The organism is Actinomadura madurae (genome assembly GCF_047130825.1).
In the GTDB taxonomy this organism is placed as follows: domain Bacteria; phylum Actinomycetota; class Actinomycetes; order Streptosporangiales; family Streptosporangiaceae; genus Spirillospora; species Spirillospora madurae.
The window spans coordinates 9,015,375-9,041,300 of the sequence record NZ_CP083237.1 but is presented as its reverse complement, the minus strand read 5'-3'; the positions used below and the strand labels follow the sequence as shown (position 1 = coordinate 9,041,300).

Here is a 25,926-nt window from a genome sequence, read left to right as displayed (position 1 = left end):
CCGGGGCCGCGCGCGGAAGATCACTTGCGCTTGTTGATCTCCTCGGTGAGCTGCGGCGCGACCTGGAAGAGGTCGCCCACGATGCCGTAGTCGACGAGCTCGAAGATCGGCGCCTCGGGGTCCTTGTTGATGGCGACGATGGTCTTCGAGGTCTGCATGCCGGCCCGGTGCTGGATGGCACCGGAGATGCCGACCGCGATGTACAGCTGCGGCGACACGGTCTTGCCGGTCTGGCCGACCTGGAACGAGTGCGGGTACCAGCCGGCGTCGGTCGCGGCGCGGGAGGCGCCGACGGCCGCGCCGAGCGAGTCGGCCAGCCCCTCGATGATCGTGAAGTTCTCGGCGCCGCCGACGCCGCGGCCGCCGGAGACCACGATCGCGGCCTCGGTCAGGTCGGGGCGCTCGCCCTTCTCCTGGACGACCTTCTCCACGATCTTCGCGCCCTTGTCGGCGTCGGACAGCGTCACCGACACCTGCTCCTCGGCCGGGGCGGCCGCGGACGCCTCAGGGGCGACCGAGTTCGGCCGGACGGCGATGATCGGCGTGCCGGTCCGCACCTTGGCGTGCGCGATGATCCCGCCGCCGAAGATGGAGTGCTCGCCGACGAACCCGTCGGCGACGTCCACCACGTCGGTGAGCACGCCGGAGCCGGTCTTGACCGCCAGCCGGCCGGCGATCTCCTTGCCCTCGGCGGTCGCGGCGACGAGCACCGCGCCCGGGGACTTCTCGCTCACCAGCTGGGCGAGCAGCGCGGCCTTGGGGGCGACGACGTAGGCGGTCAGCTCCTCGTCGGCGGCCACGTAGACCTTGCCGGCGCCGTACTCGCCGAGCCGGTCCCTGGCGTTCTCGTAGCCGGGCCCGACCCACACGGCGGCGGCCTCGCCGAGCCGGTTCGCCAGCGTCAGCAGTTCGAGCGTGACCTTCTTGACCTCACCGTCGACGTGGTCGACGAGGACGAGAATCTCAGCCATCGGTTCCTAATCCCCTTCCCCGCTCAGACGAACTTCTTCGACGCGAGGAACTCGGCGATCTTCGCGCCGCCGTCGCCCTCGTCGGTGACGATCTCGCCCTTGGCGCGCGGCGGCGCCTCGGCGAAGTCGACCACCTCGGTCGCGGCGTTCGCCAGGCCGACCTGGGCGGCGTCGATCCCGGCGTCGCCGAGGCCGAGCGTCTCGACCGGCTTCTTCTTGGCCGCCATGATCCCCTTGAAGGAGGGGTAGCGCGGCTCGTTGATCTTCTCCACGACGGACACGACCGCGGGCAGGCTCGCCTCGACCCGGTCGAAGCCGTAGTCGGTCTGCCGCTGCACCTTGATGGACGTCCCGTCGATCTCGACCTTGTTGGCGAGCGACAGCTGCGCGACGCCGAGGCGCTCGGCGAGCATCGCGGCGAGCACGCCGGTGCGCGCGTCGGTGGACTCCGAGCCGAGGACCACCAGGTCGAACCCGGTGCGGCCGAGCGCCTGCTGGATCGCGTAGGAGGTCTGCAGCGCGTCGGAGCCGGCGAGGCCCTCGTCGTTGAGGTGCACGGCCTTGTCGGCGCCCATGGCCAGCGACTTGCGGATGGAGTCGGTGGCCTTGTCGGGACCCATGGTCAGGACGGTCACCTCGCCGCCGTGGGCCTCCTTGATGCGCAGCGCCTCTTCGATCGCGTACTCATCGAGCTCGTTGATCACACCGTCCGCCGCGGCGCGGTCCAGCGTGCTGTCATCGGACTTCAGCTTGCGCGGGCTCTCCGTATCGGGAACCTGCTTCACCAGGACGACGATGTTCATGGCCGGTGGCCGACCTCCCTGCACTCAGTTGGCCGCTGAGGTAAGCGGCAGAGGGGCGCCGCCCATGACGGGTCGACGCGGACATGCGCTTTCGTGGTCACAGCCTGCCAAACACCCGAACGTGCTTCGGAGCCGGGTCCCTGATTCGGCCGTGCGCCCTCATGTTACTTGCGAGTAGCCTCATGGCAAAATCGCCTCACCACCGGTCGACGGCGTGCTGGAAGCGGTCGACCGCGCTCTCCAGCGTCTGCTGGAGCCCGTACATCGGGGAGAAGCTCGGCGTCAGCGTCATGGCGCCGACGCCCGCGAGCAGGCACAGCACGCCGAGCCCCAGGGCCGCGGCGGCGACGGCCCGCGGCCGCCGCGCCACGGGCAGGAACATCAGCTCCAGCCGCCGCCTCGGGGCGCTCACGCCCGGCGCCGTCCACAGCGCCGCGGCACCGGCCCCGGCCCCGAACGCGCAGGCGGCGAGCGGGTCGACGTCACCGCCGACCACCGACGCCGCCGCGAGGCACAGCGGGACCGCGACCGCGAACACCGCCGCGTAGGGGACGGTCAGCAGCGTCCGCCCGAACGCCCACCCCCAGCCGCGCGCCGCCGTGCCGGCCACGCGCAGCAGCGTCACCGCGCCGAGCGTCAGGACCAGCCCCCCGATCGGCACCATGATCACCACCCCGACGCCGATCACCACCACCATGGCCGCCAGCAGCCGAGCCCACCCCCGCACCACCGCGCTCTCCCGCGCGGGCTCGGCACCCGGCGCACCAGCGGACCCCGTGGGCGCGGCGGACCCCGTGGGCGCGGCGGAATCTGGGGGCGCCACGGAATCCGAAGTCGGGGGCGGGGTCGGGGTGCGGTGGGGTGGGGGCGTGGCGGGCGCGGGGCCGGGCGGGAGGTCTAGGACGGACGCCGCTTCAGCCAGGTCCGCTGCCGCTGGGCGTGCCTGCGGGTCGGGGTGCGCGGCGGCGGTCACCAGCGGGCGCAGAGCAGCCGGCAGTGACTCGGCGGGGGCGTCCGGGCGGCCGGTCGCCGCGAACGTCACCGTCGCGGCCCACGCCCGGACGTCGTCCGCGGGTCCGGCGCCGGTGGTCAGTGCGAAGTCGACGACCACGGGCGCGTCGTCCACGACCAGGACCGTCTCGGGCCCGAGCCCGCCGTGCGCGAGACCGGCCCGGTGGATGGCGGCGAGCGCCCTGGCCAGCCCGGCGGCCATCAGGCGCAGCGCGTCCCCCGCCATCGGCCCCCGGGCGGCGATCGTCTCCCCGAGCGGCCTGCCGGGCACGAACCGGGTCACGACGAACGGGCGGGGGCCGGCGGGCTCGCCGTCCAGGACGTCCACCGCGTAGGGGCTGAGCACCTCGCGCATGCGCTCCACGTCGGGCGCGGCGCCCTCCGGGAGCATCCTGATCGCCACGTCGCCGCCGTCGGGCCCCGTGGCGCGATGGACGCCACCGGTGCCGCCGCCCGGCCTGGACAGCAGCCGGTACGGGCCGATGTACGCCTGGTGGCTCGTCTCACCGCTCATATGGGTCGCCACCCTACCGAGCGGAGGCGTCCGGCCGGGCCCGTCCGGAAGGGACGGGTCCGTCAGGTACCGGGGACGCTCGAGACGAGGTCGCGGACGTCGTTGCGCAGCCCCTCCAGGCTCTGGCTCATGCCGTCCACCGGAGTCGTGTCGGGCGGCTGCTTCTGCGACATCACCACCAGCACCGTGGCGAAGATGCCGAGGATCAGCGCGCCCGCGAGGGCCGCCTCGGCGCGCGGCAGCAGCGCGCCCCAGATGCGGGCGAGCTGGCGGCGGGGCGCGCCGCTGCCCGGCGCGAGGCACAGCAGCCCGATCACCGCCATGGCCGAGTACGCGATGGCCTTCGAGGCGGTCATGTCGGGCTTGGCGAAGATCAGCACGCCGAGCAGGATCACGCCCGCGACGCCGCTGAGCGACGTCCACAGGGCGGTGGACATCAGCGCACCCGGCAGGTGCAGCGGCGTCCGGAACGCGGCGGCGACCGCGTCGCCCGAGCGGGGGCCGCGCCGCGTCTGCCGGCCCTCCATCCCCTTGGCCGCCTTGTCGCCCATGCGCAGCACGAGCACCCCGGCGACGGTGACGCCGAGCGCGAGCAGCGGCGCGATGTTGGCGAACCCGAGCAGCGCGACCAGGACGAGGAGGCTGAGCACCCGGTACCAGCCGTACGGCTTGCGGCGCTCCCGGTCGGCGCGCTCGCGGTCGGCGCGGGCCTGGTCGGCGACGCGCCGCTGCGCGTCCTGCGTCTGCGGGTCGTAGGGGCCGCGCTGCAGCGCGCCCGGCGGGGGCTGACTCGGCGGGGGCGCGTACTGCGGCGGGTACCCGCCCTGCTGGTACGGGCCCTGCTGCTGCGGGCCCTGCTGCTGCGGCTGGGCGTAGCCGCGCTGCGCGAACTGCTCCCCGGCCTTGAACGGCGCCGGCGCGGGCGGCGGGACGGGCGGCGGCGCGGCGGGCGGCAGCTGCCCCACGAAGTCCTTCGGCTGCGCCGGGACGGGCGCGGGCGCCGGGATCGCCGACCCGCCGGGCGCCGTCGGCCGGGCCGCGGAGTCCTGCGGGTCCGGCAGCGGCATCGAGAACTGCCGGGAGTGGTCGGCGGCGGGGTCGTCCACCGGCTGCGACGTGCCCGGCGACGGGTAGTGCTGGTCGACGCGGGTCTGGTCGGTGATCGTCGCTTCGAGGTGGATCCGCCGGGTGAGCTGCACCAGGTTGACCGCGGTCGGGCGCTCGGCCGGGTGCCGCGCCATCGCCGACCGCAGCACGGGCAGCAGCGCGTCGGGCACGCCGTCCAGGTCCGGCGTGCCCTGCATGATCTTGTAGAAGATCGACTCGAAGGTGCCGGAGCCGAACGGCGGGCGGCCGGTCGCGGCGTAGGCGACCGTCCCGGCCCAGGCGTGCACGTCCGAGGGCGGGCCCGCGTCCTCACCCTCGATGATCTCGGGGGCGAGGTAGCCGGGGGTGCCGATGACCATGCCGGTCGCGGTGAGCCGGGTGGCGTCGGCGGCCTGCGCGATGCCGAAGTCGATCACGACGGGCTCGCCGTCCACCAGCATCACGTTGCCGGGCTTCATGTCGCGGTGCACGATCCCGGCGCCGTGGATCGCCGACAGCGCCGCCGCCAGCCCCACGCCGAGCCGCTGCAGGCCGGGCCCGTAGATCGGCCCGGACTCCTCGACGATCTCCTCCAGCGTCCGGCCGGGGACGTACTGGGTCACGATGTAGGGGCGGTCGGCGGTCACGTCGGCGTCGAGGATCTCCGCGACGTGCGGGCTGTGCACCCTGCGCATCGAGTCGACCTCGCGGGCCAGCCGGCGGCGCGCCGTGGCGTCGCCCGCGACCGCGGGCCGCAGCACCTTGATGGCCACGTTGCGCCCCTCGGGGTCGGCGCCGAGGTAGACGACGCCCATGCCCCCTTCCCCCAGGGTCTGGAGCACGCTGTAATGGCCGATTCGGTCCCCGGACGTGACAGCTCCCTTCATCGTTTCCGAAACCCTACCCTCGCTGATCGAGCCGGGGCGGATCCGGCCGGCATCAGGCCGCCACTCCGTCGCGCGGCGTGGCGAGGGCGCCGGCGAACCACCGCGCGGGCGGCCGCTCGGACGGGACGCGGGCGAACGCCGCCCGCAGGAGCCCGGCCAGCGGGGCCGGGACCCCGTCGATGTCGGCCTGGCCGCGCAGGATCCGGAAGCACACCCCGTGCAGCGAGCCCCGCCCGAACGGGGGCCGCCCCGTCGCCGCGTACGCGACCGTGGCCGCCCACGAGAACACGTCCGACGCGGTGGTGGCGCGCTCCCCCTCGATCAGCTCGGGCGCCAGGTAGGCGGGCGTCCCCACGACCAGCCCGCGCTTGGTGAGCTGGTCGGCGCCCGACTCGTGCGCGATGCCGAAGTCGATCAGCGTCGGCCGGTCGCCCATGACCATCACGTTGCCGGGCGACACGTCGCGGTGCAGCACGCCGGCGTCGTGGACGTCGCCGAGCGCGAGCGCCAGCCGCCGCGCGAACCGGACGAGCCGGTCGGCGCGCAGCGGGCCGTACGCCGGCACCAGGTCGCTCAGCGGGCAGCCCGGCACGTACTGCATGACCACGTGCGGCCGCTCCGCCGAGACGGCGCCGTCCAGCAGCCGGGCGACGTAGGCGCTGCGCACCCGCGCCTGCGCCGACATCTCCCGCGCCAGCCGGCTGATCGCCTCCGGCTCCCCCGCCAGCTCCGGTACCAGTTCCTTGACCGCGACCTCGCGGCCGTGGGCGTCCATCGCCAGGTACACCACGGCCGTGCTCCCCCGGCCGATCTCGTCCAGCAACCGATACCCGCCCAGTCGCCGATGCGTCCCCATGCTCCCTTTGACGCCGGAAAACGACCTCGCGTTCCCGCCCTTCGGCGTGCGGAGGGGGCCGGCGCTCAGCCCTTGCGGGCGGCCTGGCGGGCGCGGCGCTCCTCCCGGCGGGTCTCGAACTTGGTGGCGGAGGCGTCGAGCTGCTCCAGGTACTCCACGAGTTCCTCGCGGGCCTTCTCGCCGTCACCGGTCAGGTCGGTGCGGTCGAACACGCCCCACTTGCGCAGCACCGGGACGAGCACGTCGTCGTGGTGCAGGCGCAGGTCGTAGATGCCGGCGTTGGCGATGACGACGGACTTGCGCATGAACCCGTCGATGCTGTGCCCGGGCATGTGGAACGTCGTCACCACGTCGGTGATCGCCCGCATCGTCTCGTTCGGGCTGGCCTCCAGCGCGGCGGCCATCAGGTTCCGGTAGAAGATCATGTGGAGGTTCTCGTCGGCGGCGATGCGGGCCATCATCTGCTCGCAGACGGGGTCGCCGGACGCCTTGCCGGTGTTGCGGTGCGACACGCGGGTGGCGAGCTCCTGGAACGACACGTACGCCGTCCCGTGCAGGAACGAGTCGCCGTGGTCGGCCTCGTAGCCGGCCTCCATGTGGTGCATGCGGGCGCGCTCCAGCGCGATCGGATCGACCGCGCGGGTCACCGTCAGGTAGTCGCGCAGGACGATGCCGTGCCGGTTCTCCTCCGCCGTCCACCGGTTGACCCAGGTGCCCCAGGCGCCCTCGCGGCCGAACACGGTGGCGATGGCGCGGTGGTAGCCGGGGAGGTTGTCCTCGGTGAGGAGGTTGACGATGAGCGACTCGCGCGCCTCCAGGCTCAGCTTCGACTGCTCCAGCGACCACGCCTCGCCGCCGAGCGGGCCGTCGAAGTCGGTCCCCTGGCTCCAGGGGACGTACTGGTGCGGGAACCATTCCTTGGCCATGGACAGGTGCCGGTTCAGTTCCTTCTCGACCACAGGCTCCAGGTCGAGCATGAGGCCGGTCTGGAACTTCTCTTCGGGGGTCACGGACATGCGGTTCCTTCACTGGACGACGTGGTCTGCCGGACGGTTCTCCGCCGCGAGGGCGGGCTCGGAAAGGCGCCCAGCAGGCCGTACCCACAACCTACTCAAGCGTAGGTTCGATCGTCGCCACTCCGCGTGACCCCCGTCAAGTAACCCCCGTTACAAGCAACCCGCGGGAACTTTTGTAGACCGGAGCACAAAGACGTGTGGTGCCCCTTTGTCACCGGGTTTCCGCCGCCTGTTGCCACATGCGGTTCACCGCGGCTCTGAGCAGCGGCCTCGGCACGAGCTTCAGCGCGGGGAACGCGGCCTTGTACTGCGCGCCCGGTACGCAGAGCGCGCGTCCGGCCGACACCGCCTCCAGGCCCGCCCGCGCCACATCGTCGCGGCGCAGCCACAGGAGGCTGGGCGGGACGTCGTCCTCCGTGCGGGTGAACCCCGGGCACAGTGCCGTGACATGGACGCCCCGGCCCGCGACCTCGGAGTGCAGGCTCTCGGAGAAGGACGCGACGTACGCCTTCGTCGCGCCGTAGGTCGCGCTGCCCGGCGACGGCGCGAAACCCGACATGGACGCGACGTTCAGCACCCCGCCCCGGCCGCGCGCGACCATCCCCGGCAGGACCGCGTGGGTGAGCCGCACCAGCGCGGCGACGTTCAGCTCGATCTGCGCGAGGTGGTCGTCGAGCGGGAGGTCGGCGAACGCTCCGAAGGCGCCGTGGCCGGCGTTGTTGACCAGCAGCTCCACGGGCTCGGTGCGCAGCCGCCCCTCGACCTCGGCGCGCTGCCCGGGGTCGGTGAGGTCGGCCGCCAGCACCTCCACGGCGACCCGGTACCGCTCGACCAGCTCGCGGGCCAGCCCGTCCAGCAGCTCGGCCCGGCGCGCCACGATCACCAGGTCGGTGCCGCGGGCGGCCAGGAGGCGGGCGAAGCTCTCCCCGATGCCGCTGGACGCGCCCGTCACGAGCGCGGTCCGGTATGCGTGTCGCATGGCGGGAGATGCTATCCGTCGTTCTTCACAACCCCGGGCAGCACACTCAAAAACATGAATAACGGTTTAGTGCGCAAGTTCCGACGTGCGCCGCGGTTCGCCGGCGGCGGCCTCGGGCGGCGGCAGCATCGCCGCCGGGTCCTCGCCCGCGACCCACAGCCCGACCACGAACGCGGTGGCCGCCTCCAGGAGGCCGGCCCTCGCCAGGCGGCCGCCGTCCATCGGCACGCAGCCGAGGTCGGTCACGAGCGCCCGGACCACCGCCAGCGCCTCCTCGTCGTCCCCGCACAGCGGGACGCCCAGCGGGCGCCCGCCGAACACCGGCGGCGTCATGCGCCACACGCTCTCGTGGCACATGGTGAACGCCTTGACGACCCGCGCTCCGGTCGCGTCCGCTATCCGGCGCGCGGCCGACGGCCCGCCCCCGGTCTTGAGCCGCTCGAACGGCGGCTCCATCGGGTTGGTGCAGTCGATCAGCACCCGTCCCTCCAGCGGACCCGCCCGGCGCAGCGCGTCCGGGACGCCCTCGTGCCAGACGGCGAGGAGCACCGCGTCCCCGGACTCCGCCGCCTCCCGCAGCGTGCCGCCGGACGCGCCGTGCCCGATCCGCTCGGCCAGCGCGACCGCCTTCGCCGGCGTCCGCGCCCCGATCCGCACCTCGTGCCCCTTGCGCGCCCACTGCGTGGCGAGCGCGTCCGCCATGGCGCCCGCGCCCAAGACTCCGATCCGCATGCCGTCCTCCCGTTCGATTACCTTCGGACGGGACGCTAGGCGAGCCGTCGCGCACCATCCGGTGCGTATCGGAAGAGGCAGGATGGCGGGCGGATCCATGGACGAACACGAATTCATCGCCGACTGCCGGACGCGGCTCGGCCTCGACCTGCTGTCCGGCACCTGGACGGGCGTCGTGGTCTGGACGCTGCGGCACGGCCCGCTGAGGCCGAGCGAGATCCGGGAGCGGATCGGCGGCATCAGCCACAAGGTGCTGACCGGGACGCTGCGCCACCTCGAGCGGAACGGGCTGGTCACCCGCCGCCGCTACGCCGAGGCGCCGCCGCGCGTCGAGTACGCGCTGACCGGCCCGGGACGCGGGCTGCTGGAACCCCTGGCCGCCCTGGGCCGCTGGACCGAGCGCCACGCCGACGAGGTGCTGGACGCGCAGGACCGCGCGGACGGCCCGCCCGTCGACCCCGCGCTCCGGCCGGTGAACCCCACCGCGGTCAGCGGCCGGTGAACCCCACCGCGGTTAGCGGCCGGTGAACTTCGCCTTGCCGGGGCCTTCCTCCATGAAGCTCTTCATGCCGGCCGCCTGGTCCTCGGTGGCGAACAGGGCGGCGAACTGCGTCCGCTCGATCTCCAGCCCGGTGTCGAGGTCGGCCTCCATGCCGCGGTCGACGGCCTGCTTGGCGGCGCGCAGCGCGATCGCGGGGCCGCCGACGAACGTGGCCGCCCACTCCTTGGCGGCGGTGTAGACGGCGTCGTCCGGGACGACCCGGTCGACCAGCCCCATCGCGAGCGCCTCCGGCGCGGCGACGTGCCGGCCGGAGAAGATCAGGTCCTTGGCCCGCGCCGGGCCGATCAGCCGGACCAGCCGCTGCGTGCCGCCCGCGCCGGGGATGATGCCGAGCTGGATCTCCGGCTGCCCCACCTTCGCGCCCTCGCCGGCGACGCGGAAGTCGGCGGTCAGCGCCACCTCCAGCCCCCCGCCGAGCGCGTACCCGGTGATCGCGGCGATGACCGGCTTCGGGATCCCGGCGAGCGCCTTGGCGAAGTCCTGCAGGAGCCGCGAGTGCCCCGCCGACATCTCGGCGTACGACATCGGGGCCATCTCCTTGATGTCCGCGCCCGCCGCGAAGACCCGCTCGCCCCCGTACAGCACGACGGCGGCGACCGCCTCGTCCTGCGTGACCTCCCGGGCGGCGTCGATCAGCTCGCGCTGCATCTGGGCGTTCAGGGCGTTCATCTTCGGACGGTCCAGCCTGATCGTCGCGACCCCGTCCTCGACCTCGACCCGTACGAACTCGCCCACGGCGATCCTCCTGTGCACACTCGGCTGCGGACGTCCCGAGCCTAACCAGAGGGCAAGGGCACACCGGCGGCCGGGCGCGGTGAGTGCGGCGCGGAGCCGTCCGAGTGGCCGGTGTCGGGCAGCGCGACCGCTGTGATGCCCGGGAACGTCAGGGGCTGCTGGTAGCTTCGGGGACCATGCTCGTCGCCCACGCCACCTGGCATGGCGGTGCGCTCTGCCTGTGGGCCGAACGCACCGGCCCGCACGAGCCGTCACCGGACGTCCACCCCTTCGCGACCTGCGACTTCACGGGGACGTCCTACGAGCCGCTCGTCCGCACGGCGTTCCGCGTCGAGCTGGCGATGTCGCTGCCGACCCTGGACGGCCGCCCGCTGCCGTCCGCCGAGCTGGGCCCGCAGCCGGTGCCGGACGAGCCCGAGCTGCGCCCGTGGCGGGTGCCGGCGCTCGTCCTCGAACCGTTCCCCGCGATGGCGCTGCTCCAGGCCGCCGAGCACAGCGCAGACGTGGTCCCGGGCACCGACCTGCGGTTCCTGTGCATGCTCGCGGACGAGGCGGTGAGCCTCACCGGGCGCGGCCACGTCCTCCCGGCCCTCCTGCGCGAGGACGGCGACCTCGTCGCCCGCTGGCGCCCGGTGATCGACGACCCCGCGCGCTTCCGGGCGCTGGCCCGCGCGATGCCCGCCGCGTGCCGCGCCGCCGGCGGCGGGCGTCCCGCCGCCGAGGTGCTGCGGGAGGCGCTGTCCGGACTGGTCGACACGGCCGTCCGGGGCGTGGTGCCGCATCCGCTGCTGGTGTCGCGGCGCAAGGAGCCCGACCGGCTGCCGCTCGCGGAACGCTGGGTGAGGGCGCTGACCGGCCCGTCCGCCGCGGTCGCCCGCGAGCCTCGCGACGACCCGGACGACCTGATCGCCGAGCTGGACGCCTGGGCCGCCGCCGCGCGCCGCCCGTCCGGCCCGCTGCGCGTCTGCTTCCGCCTCGCCGAACCGGGGGCCGAGGAATTCGGGGACGGGGAATTCGGGGACGGGAAGCTCGAAGACGGAGAGCGGGAGGCGGAGGACGACTCCTGGCGGGTCGAGTTCGCCCTCCAGGGCACCGACGACCCGAGCCTCTACGTCCCGGCGTCCATGGTCTGGGGCGGTGAGGCGACGTCGATCCCGGACGCCGAGGAGACCCTCCTCGGCGGGCTCGGCCGCGCGCTGCGCCTGTTCCCCGACCTGGCGCCCGCGCTGGACGGCCCGGCGCCCGCCGAGCTGCTCCTCGACACCGCGGGGGCGTTCCGGTTCCTCCGCCAGACGGCCGCGATGCTCGCCGCCGCCGGGTTCGGCGTCCTGCTCCCCCAGTGGGCGGGCAAGGCGAAGCTCGGCATGAAGCTGACGGCAAGCCCCGAAGACCCCGAGGCGTCCTCCGGCGCCGCCGCGCCGTCGGGCTTCGACCTGAAGGCCATGGTCGACTTCCGCTGGGACCTGGCCATCGGCGACGACAGCATCGACGAGGCCGAGCTCGAAGAGCTGGCCCGCCTGAAGACCCCGCTCGTCCGGCTGCGCGGCCGGTGGGTCGAGCTGGACGAGGAGCAGCTCGAAGCCGCGCTCGACTTCCTGCGCCACCCGCGCCGGGGGCGCATGACCGCCGCCGAGGCGATCCGCGCGATCGTCCACGCGGGCGACGACGCCCTCCCGCTCACCGGCGTCGACGCGGGCGGCCCCCTCGGCGACCTGCTGTCCGGCGAGGCCGACCGCCGCCTCACCCCCATGCGCACCCCGGACGAGCTGGACGCCGAGCTGCGCCCCTACCAGGAGCGTGGCCTGGCCTGGCTGACCTTCATGAACGACCTGGGGCTGGGGGCGCTGCTGGCGGACGACATGGGGCTCGGGAAGACGATCTCCGTCCTGTCGCTGCTGGTCCACGAGCGGGAGGACGGCGCGCGCCCGGCCCCGACCCTCGCGATCCTGCCGATGTCGCTGGTGGGGAGCTGGCAGCGGGAGGCGGCGCGGTTCACGCCGAAGCTGCGCGTCTACGTCCACCACGGGACGGGGCGGCATCGCGGCGAGGACCTCGTCGCGGCCGTGGCGGGCGCCGATCTGGTGCTGACCACCTACGGGACGGCGACGCGGGACGCCGAGACGCTCGCGCCGATCGAGTGGGGGCGGGTCGTCTGCGACGAGGCGCAGGCGCTGAAGAACAGCGGGACGCGGCAGGCCAGGGCGGTGCGGAGCATCCCGGCGCGGAGCCGGATCGCGCTCACGGGCACGCCGGTGGAGAACCATCTGACCGAGCTGTGGTCGATCATGGAGTTCGCGAACCCGGGGCTGCTCGGGCCGCGCGGCGAGTTCCGGCGGCGGTTCGCGATCCCGATCGAGCGGGAGGGCGACGAGCAGGCGGCGCTGGCGCTGAAGCGGGCGACGCAGCCGTTCATCCTGCGCCGTCTCAAGACCGACCGGTCGATCATCTCCGACCTGCCGGAGAAGCAGGAGATCAAGGTCTACTACAACCTCACCACCGAGCAGGCGTCGCTCTACCAGGCGACCGTGGACGACATGCTCCGGCAGATCGCCGAGGCCGACGAGACGCAGCGGCGCGGGCTCGTCCTGGCGACGATGGCCAAGCTCAAGCAGGTCTGCAACCACCCGGCGCAGCTGCTCAAGGACGGCTCGCGCCTCCCCGGCCGCTCCGGCAAGCTCGAACGGCTGGAGGAGATCTGCGCCGAGGTCCTGGAGCAGGGCGAGAAGGCGCTGGTCTTCACCCAGTACGCCGAGTTCGGCTCGATGCTCCGGCCCTATCTCGCGGCGCGGCTCGAAAGTCCGGTGCTGTGGCTGCACGGCGGGACGTCCAAGCAGCAGCGCGACGACCTGGTCCAGCGGTTCCAGGAGGACGACGAGCCCTCGGTCTTCCTGCTGTCCCTCAAGGCGGCCGGGACGGGCCTGACGCTGACGGCCGCGAACCACGTCGTGCACGTCGACCGCTGGTGGAACCCGGCCGTCGAGGACCAGGCGACCGACCGCGCGTTCCGCATCGGCCAGACCCGCAACGTCCAGGTCCGCAAGTTCATCTGCGTCGGGACGATGGAGGAGCGCGTCGACGAGATGATCGAACGCAAGAAGGCCCTCGCCGAGTCGATCGTCGGAACCGGCGAGGACTGGCTGACCGAGCTGTCGGTCGCCGAGCTGCGCGACGTCCTGCGGCTGTCGCCCGAGGCGGTGAGCGACTGATGTCCGAGCGACCGATGGGCGAGCGCATCCGGGCACGCACCAAGCGCGGCTCGATCGGCACCCAATGGTGGTCGCGGCGCTTCATCGACCTCGTCGAGTCGTTCGCCGACCCGGGCCGCCTCCAGCGCGGCCGGACCTACGCCCGCAAGGGCACCGTGGTCGGCCTGAAGGTCGAGCCGTACGAGGTGACCGCGAAGGTGCACGGCTCGGCGCCCGAGCCGTACGAGGTGGCGCTCACCATCGACGCGATCGGCGCGGACGACTGGCGCGCCGTGGAGAAGGAGCTGGCGTCGCGCGCGGTGTTCCGGGCGCGGCTGCTCGCCGGGGAGATGCCCCCGGAGATCGAGTGGGTGTTCGCCGAGATGGGCCTCGCCCTGTTCCCGGGATCGGCGTCCGACCTGCACCTGATGTGCGACTGCCCCGACTGGGGCGATCCGTGCAAGCACGCCGCGGCCGTCCTGTACCTGCTGGCCGAGGCGTTCGACGACGACCCGTTCCTCATCCTCCGGTGGAACGGGCGGGGGCGCGAGCAGTTGCTGGCCGCGCTGCGCCGCGGAACCGCGACCGAACCCGACCCCTTCGACATCGAGGACGAGCCCCTCACCGCCGCCGGTTTCTGGACGCCGCCGACCGGCCTGGCCCGCCTGCGCGACCGTCCGCCCGCTCCGCCCGTCCCGCCCGGCTTCGTCCTCCAGGTGGCCGCTCCCCCGCCGGTCAGGATCCGCCGCCGCCCCCTCCCGGACGTCCTGGCCCCCGCCTACGAGGCCCTCGCCGGAGACGACGACGGCTAGAGCGGCAGGTGGGCGCGGACCTTGAAGCCGCCGTCCGGGCGCGGGGCCGCGTCGAGGGTGCCGCCCAGGGCCTTGGCCCGGTCGCGCATGCCGCGGATGCCGCTGCCGTCCGCCGACGGCGGCGGGGAGGCGGCGCCCCTGTCGTCCACCCCGTCGTTCTCCACGCTGACGGTCACGGCGCCGTCGTCGTACTCGATGCGGACGAGCACGGAGCTCGCCTCGGAGTGCCGGGTCACATTGGTGAGGGCCTCCTGGACGATGCGGTAGGCGGCCAGGTCGGCCTCGGCGGGCAGCGGGCGCGGGTCGCCCTCGACCTCGGTGCGGATCTCGATCCCGGCCGCCGCGATCCGGCCGGTGAGCTCGTCCAGGCGGGCGAGGCCGGGGGCGGGCGCGACCGGGGCGGCCTCGTCGACCTGGCGCAGGACGCCGAGGGTGGCGCGCATCTCGCGGAGGGTGTCCTTGCTGGCCTGCTTGATCGCGGTGAGGGCGTCCTCGGCGCGTTCCGGCTCGCGGCGCAGCCCGTGCAGCGCGGCGGTGGCCTGCACGTTGATCAGCGAGATGTTGTGGCCGAGGACGTCGTGCAGCTCGCGGGCGATGCGCAGCCGCTCCTCGATGGCGCGGCGGCGGGCCTCGGCCTCGCGCCCGCGCTCGGCGATCCGGGCGCGCTCCTCGGCCTCGCGCAGGTAGGCGCGGCGGTTGCGGACGACGCCGCCGATCGCGACGACCGCGACGAACCATCCGACGAGCAGGAACCCGGCGGCGTCCGCGAGATGGTTGACGTCGTCGCGGCTGTCGGCGACCACGGTCGCCACCACCGAGACGCCCGCGAGCGCGGCGGCGGCCGCGAGGTGGCCCTCGGCCGCCGCCGTGTACAGGGCGATGACGAACGTGATCAGGGCGGGGCCGTCGGGATCGGTGACCGGGTAGTAGACGGCGCAGGCGGCGAGGGTGACGGCCGCCACCACGACGGGATGGGAGCGGCGGAAGTACAGCGCCCCGCAGGTGACGGCGAGCAGCGCCCAGCTGTAGAGCGGCATCCGCGTGGGCGGGCCGGTGTGCGTCGAGACGAGCGTCATCGCGGCCAGGGCGGCGAAGAAGCCGCCGGCCAGGAGCGCGTCCGCCGTGCGCCCTTGCGGCAGCCGCGGGACCGGCCGCTCGCGTCGGTCTCCTAGTCGCACGTGCCCATCCTGCCAGGGCCCGTCCACTTGCATGTCTGTGATGAGATGTAGTACTTCTACTATTACCCGAGGCAAGGATACGACGAAATATGCAAGAGCCCGTACAAGGGCAGGGTGACGGGTGAGAGCGCCGACGACGCGGAGGGCCGGGCGGTGATCCGGAAGAGCGACCCGGTGCCCGCCGGCAAGGAGCACGTCCACAACCGGATCACGGTGCTGCGGGCCGAACGCGGCATCTCGCGCCGCGACCTGGCCGCCGCCCTCGGAGTGCACTACCAGACGGTCGGCTACCTGGAGCGCGGCGAGTACAGCCCCAGCCTGCACCTCGCCCTCCGGATCGCCGAGTACTTCGAGGTGCCGGTCGAGGTCGTCTTCTCCCTCGAACCGTTCCCGAGGATCGGAGACACGCCATGACGAACGACGCAGGATGGCTGGAGCGGTCCCGCCGCAAGCGGGCGGACCGCCTGGCGGCCCTGGACGACGAGCTGGAGCGTCGGCTGCCCGCCCGCTACGCCCGCCGGCGCCCCCGCCGGGTGCTGGCGGGGGCGGGCGCGGTCACGCTGGGCCTGTTCTGGGTGGACGCCGCGGTGTCGTGGGCGCTGGCGCCCAGCGACACCGCGATGATCAGCAACTTCGTGATCCTGGGCGTGCTCGTGGTGGTCGGCTTCCCGCTGGCCGGCCAGTTGATCGCGGTGACCCGCGGGCTGACGTCCAAGCGCGAGCGGGAACTCGACGAGCGCCAGCTCACCGCGCGGCTCCGCGCGTTCGCCACCGCGCACCGGGCCACGACGTACGTGATGATCGCCGTGGTGCTGGCGGTGTCGGTCGCGGACCGTGACGGCCGCGATTCGCAGATCCCCGGCGCCGCGCTCTTCCTGATCCTGTTCGCCCTGCTCGTGACGCACGCCCTCCTCCCCCTCGTCGTCGCGGCCTGGCAGGCGGCCGACCCGCCGGCCGACGAGGACGAGGACGAGGACGGCGAGACCGGAGAGGCCGCGGCCTAGCGCAGGTCGCCGTTCGTCATGCCCTGCGGTGCCGGCGGCAGCGCGACCAGGCCCAGCTCGGCGAGCCCCGGCAGCATCGGGTGGCTCGGAACCACGCGGACGCTGTAGCCGAAGGCGCCGCTGCGCCCGAGGGGGACCTCGCCGGTGTAGCGGCGCCGCCCGTTCTCCACGGGCGCGCTCTCCTCCAGCTCCAGGTAGGACGGCTCGACGAGCGCGTCGCTGTCGTCCACCCGGCCGTAGGCGACCTCCACGGCCACGTCCTCCGGGTCGAGGCCGCCGAGGTCGACGACGACGCGGACCGCCAGCCGCGTCCCCACCTGCGGGCTCTCCTCCCCGTTGGACTCGACGTGCTCGACGGCGACGCGCGGCCACGCCGCGCGGACCCGCCGCTTCCACGCCGCCAGCTCCCGGGCGCCCGCGAACTTGTCGGCCACCATCGCCCGCTCGGACGCGGCGGCCGGGGCGTAGAGGTCCTCGACGTAGTCGCGCAGCATCCGGGACGCGAGCACCTTCGGGCCGAGGGTGGCGATGGTGTGCTTCACCATCTCCAGCCAGCGGCGCGGGAGATCGGCCGAGTCCCGGTCGTAGAACGTGACGGACACGTGGTCCTCGACCAGCTCGTACAGGGCGGCGGCCTCCAGCTCGTCCCGCCGGTCGGGGGTCGCGAGGCCGTCGGCGGACGGGATCGCCCAGCCGTTCTGGCCGTCGTACCACTCGTCCCACCAGCCGTCGCGGATCGACAGGTTCAGCCCGCCGTTCAGCGCCGCCTTCATCCCGGACGTGCCGCACGCCTCCAGCGGGCGCAGCGGGTTGTTCATCCACACGTCGCAGCCCTGCACCATCAGCTGCCCGAGCGCCATGTCGTAGTCGGGCAGGAAGACGATCCGGTGCCGGACGTCCTCGGACCCGGCGAACCGCACGATGTCCTGGATGAGCCGCTTGCCGCCCTCGTCCGCGGGGTGCGCCTTCCCCGCGATGACGATCTGCACGGGCCGCTCGGGGTTCAGCAGGATCGAGCGGAGCCGGTCCTCGTCGGACATCATCAGCGTGAGCCGCTTGTAGGACGGGACGCGCCGCGCGAACCCGATCGTCAGGACGTCGGGGTCGAGGGCGTCGTCGATCCAGGAGATCTCCGCCTCGCTGGCGCCGCGCTGCCGCCACGACTCGCGCAGGCGGCGCCGCGCGTCCAGCACGAGGCGGCGGCGCAGCAGGCCGCGCATCCGCCAGATCTCGGCTCCGGAGACGTTCCGCACGCCCTCCCAGCCGCGCCCCGACTCCATCACCGACGGCAGCTCCCGCGCGGTGAACTCCAGCACCTCGCGGGCGACCCACGTCCCGGCGTGCACCCCGTTGGTGATGGAGCCGATCGGGACCTCGGAGGTGTCGAACCCGCCCCACAGCCCGCCGAACATCTCCCGGCTGACCTCGCCGTGCAGCTCGCTGACGCCGTTGACGCGCTGCGCGAGCCGCATCCCCATCACGGCCATGTTGAACACGGTGCGGTCGCCGCCGGGGTAGTCCTCGGTGCCGAGCGCGAGGACCCGGTCCAGGGGGACCTGCTCCTCCTCGTTCGCGCCGCCGAAGTACCGGCTGATCAGGTCGCGGGGGAACCGGTCGATCCCGGCCGGGACGGGGGTGTGCGTGGTGAACACGGTGCCCGCCCGGGTCGCCTCCAGGGCCTCGTCGAACGTCAGGCCGGCCTCCGACACGAGCTCGCGGATGCGTTCGAGGCCGAGGAAGCCGGCGTGGCCCTCGTTGGTGTGGAAGACCTCCGGCCCGGGGTGCCCGGTGATGCGGCAGTACGCGCGGATCGCCCGGACGCCGCCGATGCCGAGCAGCATCTCCTGGAGCAGCCGGTGGTCGCCGCCGCCGCCGTACAGCCGGTCGGTGACGTCCCGCGCGGACTGGTCGTTGTCCTCGACGTCGGAGTCGAGCAGCAGCTGCGGGACGCGGCCGACGTGCGCGATCCACACCTGCGCGCGCAGCTCGTTCCCCTTGGGGAGGCCGATGGCGACGCGGACCGGCGAGCCGTCCCGCTCGCGGAGCAGGGTGAGCGGGAGCCCGTTCGGGTCGATCGGCGGGTAGCGCTCCAGCTGCCAGCCGTCCGGCGACAGCGACTGGGAGAAGTAGCCGTGCCGGTACAGCAGCCCGACGCCGAGGATGGGGACGCCGAGGTCGCTCGCGGTCTTCAGGTGGTCGCCGGCGAGGATGCCGAGGCCGCCGGAGTACTGCGGCAGCGCGGCGGTGATCCCGTACTCGGGTGAGAAGTAGGCGATGCACGCCGGCGCGTTCTGGCCAGTAGAGCGCTTCTGGTACCAGCGGGGCGCCGTCAGGTACTCGTGCAGGTCCTCCGCGGTGTCCTGGAGGCGGCGCAGGAACCGCCGGTCCTCCGCCAGGCGCGCCAGCCGCTCCGGTGCGACCTCGCCGAGCAGCCGGACCGGGTCGTGGTGGACGGCCTTCCACAGCGCCGGGTCCACTGCGCGGAACAGGTCGAGCGTCTCGTGGTGCCAGGACCAGCGCAGGTTGAGGACGAGCTCCTCGAGCTGCCGCAGCGGCTCGGGAAGGACGGTGCGGACCGTGAATCGTCGGATTGCCTTCACGCAACGTCACGGTATGCGGTGCGGGGCCGTGCGCGCGACGGCGGGGGACCACACCCTCACCTCGCGGACCGGCCGCCGTCGCGCCGGGGGAACCGCGAAAACCCCGTCCCCGCACGGGCTCCCGCCACCCCGCCGGGCACCTCCGCGCAGGCCGGGCCGGGTGCTACGGCAGAGCGTTTGCCCAAACTCGACCATCCCCAGACCGGCGGTAACCGGCGCGCAGCGCAAAGTTACGGGCGGCCGGACGACGGCGGCCGCCCGATCCCGGGCATGGACGTTTTGTATGTCTCGAACGGGTAGGGGTGGCACATGCACGTCGAGTCCGGAACGTCCAGTTCGACCGGCATTCCGAGGCTCGGTCGCATTCCGATCCTGGATGTGGCGCCGGTGGTGGGGTGTGGCCGGTGGCCGGCCAAGGCGGTGGTGGGTGAGACCGTCGAGGTGTCGGCGACGGTGTTCCGTGAGGGGCACGAGATGCTGGGCGCGGCGGTGGTGCTGCGGACGCCGGACGGGGAGGAGCTGCCGCCGCGGCGGATGGCCGAGGTCGGGGCGGGGCTGGACCGGTGGTCGGCCCAGGTGACGCCGACCGAGATGGGGTCGTGGTCGTTCCGGGTGGAGGCGTGGGGCGACCCGATCGCGCACTGGTGGCACGACGCGCAGATCAAGGTCCCCCGCGGCCAGGACGCCGAGCTCATGCTCGCCGAGGGCGCGCTGCTGTTCGCGCGCGCGGCCGAGGCCGTCCCGAGCAAGGACCGCCCGACGCTGGGGCGGCTGGCGAAGCGGCTCGGGGACGAGACGATCCCGGTCACCGACCGGATGGAGGCCGTGGCAGATCCGACCGTGGAGGACGTCCTCGAACGTCATCCGTTGCGGGATTTGTTGACGGTGAGTGACTGGTATCCGCTGGTGGTGCACCGCCAGCGTGCCTTGTACGGCGCCTGGTACGAGTTCTTCCCCCGCTCCGAGGGCGCCTCCTTCGACCCGATGGGCCGCCGCGGCCCCACCTCCGGCACCTTCCGCACCGCGATGAAACGCCTGCCCGCCATCGCCGACATGGGCTTCGACGTCCTCTACCTCCCACCCATCCACCCCATCGGCACCAGCCACCGCAAAGGCCCCAACAACACCCTGGACGCCGGCCCCTACGACCCCGGCTCCCCCTGGGCCATCGGCTCACCCGACGGCGGCCACGACACCATCCACCCCGACCTGGGCACCCTGGCCGACTTCGACGCCTTCGTCGACTACGCCGGCACCTGCGGCCTGGAAATCGCCCTCGACCTGGCCCTGCAATGCTCCCCCGACCACCCCTGGGTCCACCAGCACCCCGAATGGTTCACCACCCGCGCCGACGGCACCATCGCCCACGCCGAAAACCCGCCCAAGAAATACCAGGACATCTACCCCCTCAACTTCGACAACGACCCCGACGGCCTGTATGACGCCGTCAAAACCCTGCTGCACCACTGGATGAACCACGGCGTCCGGATCTTCCGCGTCGACAACCCCCACACCAAACCCGTCGCGTTCTGGGAACGGCTACTGGCCGACATCCACACCACCGACCCCGACGTCCTGTTCTTGGCCGAGGCCTTCACCCGACCCGCCATGATGCACACCCTGGCCAAAATCGGGTTCCACCAGTCCTACACCTACTTCACCTGGCGCAACAACGCCGAAGAACTACGCGACTACCTCACCGAACTCACCGGCCCCGCCGCCACCTACATGCGCCCCAACCTGTTCACCAACACCCCCGACATCCTCAACCAATACCTCCAGCACGGCGGCCGCGCCGCCTTCGAAATCCGCGCCGTACTGGCCGCGCTGCTCTCCCCCACCTGGGGGATCTACAGCGGCTACGAACTGTGCGAGAACACCCCCGTACGGCCCGGCAGCGAGGAATACCGCGACTCAGAGAAATACCAGTACCGCCCCCGCGACTGGGACACCGCCCACCACACCGGCGCCACCCTCGCCCCGCTGATCACCCGCCTGAACACCCTGCGCAACACCCACCCCGCCCTCCAGCAACTCCGCAACCTGCACTTCCACCACATCGACCAACCCGAACTCCTGGCCTTCTCCAAACGCCACCTCCACGACACCGTCCTGACCATCGTCAACCTCAACCCCCACCAACCCCGCGAAGCCACCGTGCACCTCGACCTGCCCGCCCTCGGCCTGCCCGACGACCCCACCCACCCCCACACCGTCACCGACCAACTCGACGGCGCCACCTACACCTGGACCCAGTCCAACTACGTCTACCTCGATCCACAGATCCGACCCGCACACGTCCTGACGTTCGGGAGCAGCGAGAGTTGAGCGGACCTCACGAGCCACAGCATCCGGCCGTGACGCCGGACGCCCCGCCGGGCCTGGTGCCCAGGGACGAGCCCATCACCGAAATCCCGCCCGACGCCGTGCCGGCCACGTCCGAGCCCGTCCCGGACGCGTTCAGCCCGGAGACGCCGCGCGACCCGCACTGGTTCAAGACGGCGGTGTTCTACGAGGTGTCGGTCCGCGGGTACGCCGACAGCAACAACGACGGCTACGGCGACCTGCGCGGCCTGATCTCCAAACTCGACCACCTGCAATGGCTCGGCGTCGACTGCCTCTGGCTCCTGCCCATCTACCAATCCCCCCTCAAAGACGGCGGCTACGACATCGCCGAATACACCCGCATCCTCCCCGAATTCGGCGAACTCGGAGACTTCGTCGACCTCATCGAACAAGCCCACGCCCGCGGCATCCGCGTCATCGCCGACCTGGTCATGAACCACACCTCCGACCAACACCCCTGGTTCCAGGCCTCACGCACCGACCCCCACGGCCCCTTCGGCGACTTCTACATGTGGGCCGACGACGACACCGGCTACCCCGACGCCCGCATCATCTTCATCGACACCGAATCCTCCAACTGGACCTACGACCCTGTGCGCGGCCAGTACTACTGGCACCGCTTCTTCACCCACCAACCCGACCTCAACTACGACAACCCCGCCGTCCAAGACGCCATGCTGGAAAACCTCCGCTTCTGGCTCGACCTGGGCATCGACGGCTTCCGCCTGGACGCCGTCCCCTACCTGTACGCCCGCGAAGGCACCAACTGCGAAAACCTCCCCCAAACCCACACCTACCTCAAACGCGTCCGCGCCGAAGTCGACCGCCTCTACCCCGACCGCGTCCTGCTCGCCGAAGCCAACCAATGGCCCGCCGACGTCGTCGAATACTTCGGCGACCCCGCCGCCGGCGGCGACGAATGCCACATGGCCTTCCACTTCCCCGTCATGCCCCGCATCTTCATGGCCGTCCGCCGCGAACAGCGCTACCCCATCTCCGAAATCATGGCCCAAACCCCCAAAATCCCCGACTCCTGCCAATGGGGCATCTTCCTCCGCAACCACGACGAACTCACCCTGGAGATGGTCACCGACGAAGAACGCGACTACATGTACACCGAATACGCCAAAGACCCCCGCATGAAAGCCAACATCGGCATCCGCCGCCGCCTGGCACCCCTCCTGGACAACGACCGCAACCAACTCGAACTCTTCACCGCCCTCCTGCTCTCCCTCCCCGGCTCACCCGTCCTGTACTACGGCGACGAAATCGGCATGGGCGACAACATCTGGCTCGGCGACCGCGACGCCGTCCGCACCCCCATGCAATGGACCCCCGACCGCAACGCCGGCTTCTCCCACTGCGACCCCGCCCGCCTCTACCTGCCCGTCATCATGGACCCCATCTACGGCTACCAAGCCGTCAACGTCGAAGCCCAGGCCAACAACCCCGGATCCCTCCTGCACTGGACCCGCAAAATGATCGAGATCCGCCAACGCCACCCCGTCTTCGGCGTCGGCTCCTACGTCGAACTGTCCGCCTCCAACCCCTCCGTCCTGGCCTTCACCCGCGAGATCAACGGCGCGGACGCCAACCAGTGGGGCGGCATGGACACGGTCCTGTGCGTGAACAACCTGTCCAGGTTCCCGCAGCCCGTCGAACTGGACCTGCGGCGCTTCCGGGGGTCGGCCCCGATCGAGTGCATGGGCGGCGTCCAGTTCCCGGCCATCGGCGACCTGCCCTATCTGCTGACGCTTCCCGGGCACGGCTTCTACTGGTTCCTGCTCGCGCCTCCGCCCGAGGAGACCGAACCGGGAGAAGGTGTGACGTGACCGTGCAGCCGTCCTACCCGCCGTCCGACACCTCGCTCGCCCGGCTCCTCGCCGGCTGGCTGCCCCGGCAGCGGTGGTTCGGCGGCAAGGACGGCCCCATCGACGACCTGGCCATCACCACCGCCACCGAACTCCTCCCCGGCGACCCCGCCCTGCACCACCTCGTCATCGACGTCCGCCAGAACACCGGCACCGACCACTACCAGGTCCTCCTCGGCGTCCGCCGCGACCTGCCCGAGGCGCTGGAGCCGCACGCGATCGGCCGGCTGGACGGGCGCGAGCACGGGATCACCGGGCACGTCTACGACGGCGCGCACGATCCGCGGCTGACCCGCCCGCTCCTGGCGCACATGGCGGACGAGCGGACGATCGGGCCGCTGCGCTTCCACCGCGCGCCCGGGACCGGCATCCGGACGGACCTGGACGCCGCGCCGGCCGCCGCCGAGCAGAGCAACACCTCGCTGATCTTCGGCGACGCCTACATCTGCAAGCTGTTCCGCCGCCTGTCCCCCGGCGTCAACCCCGATCTGGAGATCAACCTCGCGCTGTCCCGGGAGGGCTGCGAGCACGTCCCGGCCGTGCACGGCTGGATCGAGCTGGAACCGGGCGCGCACGCGGTCTCCGGCCCGGCCGGGGACGAGCCCGTCACGCTCGCGCTGCTGTCGGAGTTCCTGCGCACCGCGACGGACGGCTGGCACCTCGCGCTGACCAGCGTCCGGGACTGGCTCGCCCAGCCGTGGCCGCCCACGGCGGACGGCGGCCCGACCGCGGCCGACGCGGGCGAGGCCGGCGGCGACTTCGCCGCGGAGGCCGAGCGGCTCGGCGCCGCCACCGCCGCGGTGCACCGCGCGCTCGCGGACGCGTTCGGCGTGACGCAGGCGCCGCCCGGGCTGCTGCGGGAGATCGTGTTCGCGATGAACGAGCAGCTCGACCAGGTCAGCGCCGCCGTGCCGCAGCTGCGCCCGTACGCGCACGCGATCCGCGCGGTGTTCGACGAGGTCGCCGCCGACGCGGGGCCGCTGACGGTCCAGCGCGTCCACGGCGACTACCACCTCGGCCAGGTCCTGCGGACCGAGTCCGGCTGGACGCTGCTGGACTTCGAGGGCGAGCCGGCCCGCACGCCCGACGAGCGCCGGGCCCCCGCGCACCCGCTGCGCGACGTCGCCGGCATGCTCCGCTCGTTCGAGTACGCGGCGCGCTTCCTGCTGGTGCGCGACGCCGACCTCCCGTCCCACACCGCCGACGTCCTCGAACAGCGCGCCCAGGCGTGGGCGGAGCGGAACCGGGCGGCGTTCTGCGCCGGCTACGCGGCGGCGGGCGGGCCCGACCCGGCGGCGCACGCCGCGCTCGTCCGGGCGTTCGAGTTCGACAAGGCGGTCTACGAGATCCGCTACGAGGCCGCGAACCGGCCGGCCTGGCTGCCCGTCCCGCTGCGGTCCCTGGCCCGGCTGGCCGGCTGACCCGCCGCGGCGTCACAGGTCGATGGAGTAGTCGAGGACGACCCGGTCGGCGGGCAGCACGATGTCGCGGCAGACCTCCATGACGTCGGCGCGCGACAGCATCCTGCGGGTGATGGCGAGGACCGGCACCCCGCCGGTCATCCGGAGCGTCTCGGCCTCCTCGGGCGTCGGCATCCGGGAGCGGACCGACTCCTCGACGCGGGTCGGCGGGTGGCCGAGATAGGCCAGCTGCGCGAGGGTCCCGCCGGGCCACGGCTCGCGCGCCGGGTCGGAGACGGGCGTGTCGCCGACGAGGTCCCACGGCAGGTAGTTGACGGAGATCTGCTGCGGCTCGCCGCGCGCATAGAAGACGAACCGGCGGCGCAGCAGCTCGATCCCGGTCGGCCGCTCGAACAGCGCGCCCAGCTCGTCGTCCGCCCGCACGCGGGTGAACTCCCTGTCGAGCCGGTACTCCGCCCAGCCGATGTTCTGGTCGCGGGTGAACGTCGTCTCGGGGACCGCCATCGGGCGGGTCACCGCGCGGTACCGGTCCATCGCCACCCGGCGCGCCGGCGGGACGACCCGGACGAGCGTGCCGCCCCCGCGGCGGGTCTCCACGAGGCCCTCGCCGCGCAGCAGCGCGATGGCCTGCCGCACGACGATCTCCGAGACGCCGTGGGCGTCGCACAGCTCGGCGATGGTCGGCAACCGCGTCCCGGGCGGAAGGCTGCCGTCCCGGATCCCCTCCCGAAGCGTGTCGGCGATGCGCAGGTAGGCGGGACGATCCGGCACCGGCGTCACCTCCCTTCTTCCGCCGTGCCCCACCCTCGTCCGGCTCGGCGCCGCGTTCGAACCCGGCTCGACTCGGCGTTCGATCCTGGCTCCGCCCTCCGGTCATCCATACCTTTCACGCGCTATCCGCGGGGGCACGGTCCGCTTACGGACAGCTTGACACCTCTTAGACCGAGTAAGACTTTTGTATACAGAAGAGCGGCCTCGGGGAAGGGACGACCTTGATGGGCGACTTCGAGGATCTGAAGGCGGCCATCGAGGGGGACTTTCCGGGCTGGCAGGTGTGGCGCAGCGACGCGGGCCGGTGGTATGCGACGCGCAGCGGCGACCTCACCGACGCCCAGCTACAGGCGGGATGTGCGATGACGGTGGCCGCCGACGACCCGGAGGGGCTTCGCCGGCTCCTGCTCGACCAGACGCGCGGGGAGCACGGCGAGTGACGAAAGGACCACATGGGGAACGGCGCGGCCCGGTCCGCGAGCGGGGGCGGACCGGGCCGGGACGTTCCGGTACGGCAGGTACCTGTGTCGCTCAGGTGACACAGGAGTGGAGCCCAGGGCGGTGGGGTCGATGTCACCCCTGGGGC

21 protein-coding genes are annotated in these 25,926 nt (G+C 72.8%); 9 read left to right on the top strand and 12 right to left on the bottom strand.

The window, feature by feature from the left end; genetic code table 11:
* Window positions 1-20: 20 nt before the first annotated feature.
* From K8Z49_RS42280 to K8Z49_RS42245, 8 genes are all read right to left on the bottom strand, one after another.
* Window positions 21-971, bottom strand: a complete 951-nt coding sequence (locus tag K8Z49_RS42280; protein WP_412516816.1) for an electron transfer flavoprotein subunit alpha/FixB family protein — start codon at window positions 969-971, stop codon at window positions 21-23.
* Between the two features lie 23 nt (window positions 972-994).
* The gene (locus tag K8Z49_RS42275) at window positions 995-1,774 is read right to left on the bottom strand and encodes an electron transfer flavoprotein subunit beta/FixA family protein (RefSeq protein ID WP_021599673.1); all 780 of its coding nucleotides are present in this window, start codon (window positions 1,772-1,774) and stop codon (window positions 995-997) included.
* Between the two features lie 196 nt (window positions 1,775-1,970).
* Entirely contained in the window at window positions 1,971-3,299 is a 1,329-nt protein-coding gene (locus tag K8Z49_RS42270) for a hypothetical protein (protein WP_412516815.1), read from the bottom strand.
* A 62-nt stretch (window positions 3,300-3,361) separates the two neighbouring features.
* The gene (locus tag K8Z49_RS42265) at window positions 3,362-5,272 is read right to left on the bottom strand and encodes a serine/threonine-protein kinase (protein WP_412516814.1); all 1,911 of its coding nucleotides are present in this window, start codon (window positions 5,270-5,272) and stop codon (window positions 3,362-3,364) included.
* Window positions 5,273-5,324: 52 nt separating this feature from the next.
* Window positions 5,325-6,128 carry a serine/threonine-protein kinase gene (locus K8Z49_RS42260; RefSeq protein ID WP_111831794.1) on the bottom strand — a complete coding sequence of 268 codons (804 nt, stop codon included), beginning with the start codon at window positions 6,126-6,128 and terminating at the stop codon, window positions 5,325-5,327.
* Window positions 6,129-6,193: 65 nt separating this feature from the next.
* The gene (locus tag K8Z49_RS42255; protein WP_021596127.1) at window positions 6,194-7,144 is read right to left on the bottom strand and encodes an acyl-ACP desaturase; all 951 of its coding nucleotides are present in this window, start codon (window positions 7,142-7,144) and stop codon (window positions 6,194-6,196) included.
* A 211-nt stretch (window positions 7,145-7,355) separates the two neighbouring features.
* The gene (locus K8Z49_RS42250) at window positions 7,356-8,123 is read right to left on the bottom strand and encodes an SDR family NAD(P)-dependent oxidoreductase (RefSeq protein WP_021596126.1); all 768 of its coding nucleotides are present in this window, start codon (window positions 8,121-8,123) and stop codon (window positions 7,356-7,358) included.
* Between the two features lie 66 nt (window positions 8,124-8,189).
* Entirely contained in the window at window positions 8,190-8,855 is a 666-nt protein-coding gene (locus K8Z49_RS42245; RefSeq protein WP_412516813.1) for an NADPH-dependent F420 reductase, read from the bottom strand.
* A 97-nt stretch (window positions 8,856-8,952) separates the two neighbouring features.
* On the opposite strand from K8Z49_RS42245, the gene K8Z49_RS42240 reads away from it, so the two are divergent.
* The gene (locus K8Z49_RS42240; RefSeq protein WP_024936684.1) at window positions 8,953-9,357 is read left to right on the top strand and encodes a winged helix-turn-helix transcriptional regulator; all 405 of its coding nucleotides are present in this window, start codon (window positions 8,953-8,955) and stop codon (window positions 9,355-9,357) included.
* Between the two features lie 12 nt (window positions 9,358-9,369).
* Here K8Z49_RS42240 and K8Z49_RS42235 read toward each other — a convergent pair whose 3' ends face one another.
* Complete coding sequence (locus K8Z49_RS42235; protein ID WP_021596123.1) at window positions 9,370-10,152, bottom strand: enoyl-CoA hydratase/isomerase family protein; 783 nt, start codon at window positions 10,150-10,152, stop codon at window positions 9,370-9,372.
* A 176-nt stretch (window positions 10,153-10,328) separates the two neighbouring features.
* On the opposite strand from K8Z49_RS42235, the gene K8Z49_RS42230 reads away from it, so the two are divergent.
* Entirely contained in the window at window positions 10,329-13,358 is a 3,030-nt protein-coding gene (locus K8Z49_RS42230; RefSeq protein WP_412516812.1) for a DEAD/DEAH box helicase, read from the top strand.
* A complete protein-coding gene (locus K8Z49_RS42225) occupies window positions 13,358-14,149 on the top strand; it encodes an SWIM zinc finger family protein (protein WP_021596121.1) in 792 nt (263 codons plus the stop codon). The genes K8Z49_RS42230 and K8Z49_RS42225 overlap by 1 nt, the downstream gene beginning before the upstream one ends.
* Here K8Z49_RS42225 and K8Z49_RS42220 read toward each other — a convergent pair.
* Entirely contained in the window at window positions 14,146-15,327 is a 1,182-nt protein-coding gene (locus K8Z49_RS42220) for a sensor histidine kinase (protein WP_244938686.1), read from the bottom strand. The two genes, K8Z49_RS42225 and K8Z49_RS42220, sit on opposite strands and share 4 nt — an antisense overlap.
* 156 nt (window positions 15,328-15,483) lie before the next feature.
* On the opposite strand from K8Z49_RS42220, the gene K8Z49_RS42215 reads away from it, so the two are divergent.
* Window positions 15,484-15,741, top strand: a complete 258-nt coding sequence (locus K8Z49_RS42215; RefSeq protein WP_200871999.1) for a helix-turn-helix transcriptional regulator — start codon at window positions 15,484-15,486, stop codon at window positions 15,739-15,741.
* Entirely contained in the window at window positions 15,738-16,331 is a 594-nt protein-coding gene (locus K8Z49_RS42210; protein ID WP_021596118.1) for a hypothetical protein, read from the top strand. The genes K8Z49_RS42215 and K8Z49_RS42210 overlap by 4 nt, the downstream gene beginning before the upstream one ends.
* Here K8Z49_RS42210 and glgP read toward each other — a convergent pair.
* Window positions 16,328-18,931: an alpha-glucan family phosphorylase gene (gene glgP / locus K8Z49_RS42205; protein WP_021596117.1), complete on the bottom strand. Its 2,604-nt coding sequence runs from the start codon at window positions 18,929-18,931 to the stop codon at window positions 16,328-16,330. The genes K8Z49_RS42210 and glgP overlap by 4 nt on opposite strands.
* Window positions 18,932-19,240: 309 nt before the next feature.
* Between glgP and K8Z49_RS42200 the strand changes: the two genes are divergently transcribed.
* The 3 genes from K8Z49_RS42200 to K8Z49_RS42190 all read left to right on the top strand — a co-directional run bounded on the left by K8Z49_RS42200 (window position 19,241) and on the right by K8Z49_RS42190 (window position 24,569).
* Window positions 19,241-21,259, top strand: a complete 2,019-nt coding sequence (locus tag K8Z49_RS42200; RefSeq protein ID WP_412516811.1) for an alpha-1,4-glucan--maltose-1-phosphate maltosyltransferase — start codon at window positions 19,241-19,243, stop codon at window positions 21,257-21,259.
* A gap of 98 nt (window positions 21,260-21,357) precedes the next feature.
* Window positions 21,358-23,109 (top strand): maltose alpha-D-glucosyltransferase, encoded by a 1,752-nt coding sequence (treS, locus tag K8Z49_RS42195; protein WP_412521276.1) that lies wholly within the window; start codon window positions 21,358-21,360, stop codon window positions 23,107-23,109.
* A complete protein-coding gene (locus K8Z49_RS42190; RefSeq protein ID WP_412516810.1) occupies window positions 23,106-24,569 on the top strand; it encodes a maltokinase N-terminal cap-like domain-containing protein in 1,464 nt (487 codons plus the stop codon). Before treS ends, K8Z49_RS42190 begins: the two co-directional genes overlap by 4 nt.
* A gap of 12 nt (window positions 24,570-24,581) precedes the next feature.
* Here K8Z49_RS42190 and K8Z49_RS42185 read toward each other — a convergent pair whose 3' ends face one another.
* A complete protein-coding gene (locus K8Z49_RS42185; protein WP_024935902.1) occupies window positions 24,582-25,340 on the bottom strand; it encodes a GntR family transcriptional regulator in 759 nt (252 codons plus the stop codon).
* A gap of 224 nt (window positions 25,341-25,564) precedes the next feature.
* Between K8Z49_RS42185 and K8Z49_RS42180 the strand changes: the two genes are divergently transcribed.
* Window positions 25,565-25,780, top strand: a complete 216-nt coding sequence (locus K8Z49_RS42180; protein WP_075022077.1) for a hypothetical protein — start codon at window positions 25,565-25,567, stop codon at window positions 25,778-25,780.
* The last annotated feature ends 146 nt before the right edge of the window (window positions 25,781-25,926 follow it).